Genomic DNA, 1,337 nt, shown 5'->3' on the forward strand with positions numbered 1-1,337 from the left:
CACAATTGGGTTGATCTTATCCCCTTCCGCGAACAAAGACGATCACTTATCTTGCTGCGCTGATGAATTGTTATAGTATAACAATTTTATAAAACTACAATAAAAAACCCCAGACAAATTTTTGCCTGGGGTGGGTAAAGGTTAGAGCATGAAAAGGAATCTTAATGAGTTTGGCTACGTTTCCAAACCGCTAATTCTATCCATACCGCTTCGAGTTCTTGAATTTCTTCGTCTGTTAGGACGGCGAGAGTTGAAGTCACTTGTGGCAGCTTCGGTGTTTGAAACGCACGAATCTGCGAATAAAAGTCCTTCTTTAACTGCAATATAACTGAATCCACTGCGTACACCTACTGTTGTTCTTTTATTACTTCTCCAGCTCAAATTTTATCGTTAGCTTTATACTGGAGGCTTCATAAATTCCAAAAAATGATAACACTCTGCTTGTTATATGCACAATTTATTTTCCATACTGGAATAATGGTCACATTAATTTCGCTTGATTAGTCGGATCGAAAATAGAGCAAAAAAGATCAAAAATATAATAGGAAAGATCCACAATAGCGCAGTTGAATAATTAAATGGAGGTTGATACAGAACAATATTTCCATATCGTTCAACCAAATAATCTTTTACCTGCTGATCGGAGCTACCTTCATTGACCATGGTATAGACCCTTAACCGAAGATATTTAGCCGCTGGCGCATTGGACTCAATCAAGTTCTGGTTTTGGCATTGTGGGCAGCGCAATGTCTTAGCGAGCGAGGTTGCTCGTTGTTGCACTTCTACAGATTGAAATTCAAAAAGATCAACGTTCTGCTTAATTTCACTCCCATTGCTCGCAGGAGAATATAATGCAAGTGCAAAAACGGTAATAAATATATATTTAAATAGCGCCATTAAAATACCTAGAAAATATTGAGTTCCATTTGTCGATCGTGATTGCTCCCCGATATTTGATCAAAACCTTGCCATTTTGATCAATAAGATAAGTTTCTGGTGTACCTATCACTCCCAGCTCAACCGCCAATTCGCCATTTGGGTCACTAATCACGTCTTGATAAGGATTGTTTTTAGAGCTCAAGTAGTTTTGAGCGGCAGAGTTATTATCTCGATAATTCAAACCAATGATCGGCACTCCCGCATCCGCTATCTGCAAAAGTGTTTCATGTTCTTTCTTACAGATCCCACACCATGACGCCCACACATTCAGCAACTTATAGCCATTGTCTTGAAACAACACCTGAGTGACCTCTTTTCCAGAGATAACCGATACAGCGCTGAAATTTGGAACCATTAGCGTGCTTTCCTTTGCTTGCTCAACGTGGGGACGGTCAGAT

3 protein-coding genes are annotated in these 1,337 nt (G+C 39.5%); all 3 read right to left on the reverse strand.

Going from position 1 to position 1,337, the window contains the following annotated elements:
- Positions 1-161: 161 nt before the first annotated feature.
- Positions 162-338, reverse strand: a complete 177-nt coding sequence (locus tag R7F07_RS24885; protein WP_005483239.1) for a hypothetical protein — start codon at positions 336-338, stop codon at positions 162-164.
- Between the two features lie 148 nt (positions 339-486).
- Positions 487-897, reverse strand: a complete 411-nt coding sequence (locus tag R7F07_RS24890) for a cytochrome c-type biogenesis protein CcmH (RefSeq protein ID WP_318110620.1) — start codon at positions 895-897, stop codon at positions 487-489.
- On the reverse strand, positions 884-1,337 hold a 454-nt coding region (locus R7F07_RS24895; protein WP_318110621.1), incomplete at its 5' end, for a DsbE family thiol:disulfide interchange protein. The genes R7F07_RS24890 and R7F07_RS24895, both read right to left, overlap by 14 nt.

This window comes from Vibrio sp. YT-16, assembly GCF_033337405.1.
Classification (GTDB): Bacteria; Pseudomonadota; Gammaproteobacteria; order Enterobacterales; family Vibrionaceae; genus Vibrio; species Vibrio alginolyticus.

Bases quoted from the DNA above. Each gene is read 5' to 3' on its own strand.
- R7F07_RS24890 (WP_318110620.1), bottom strand. From the start codon at position 897: ATGGCGCTATTTAAATATATATTTATTACCGTTTTTGCACTTGCATTA.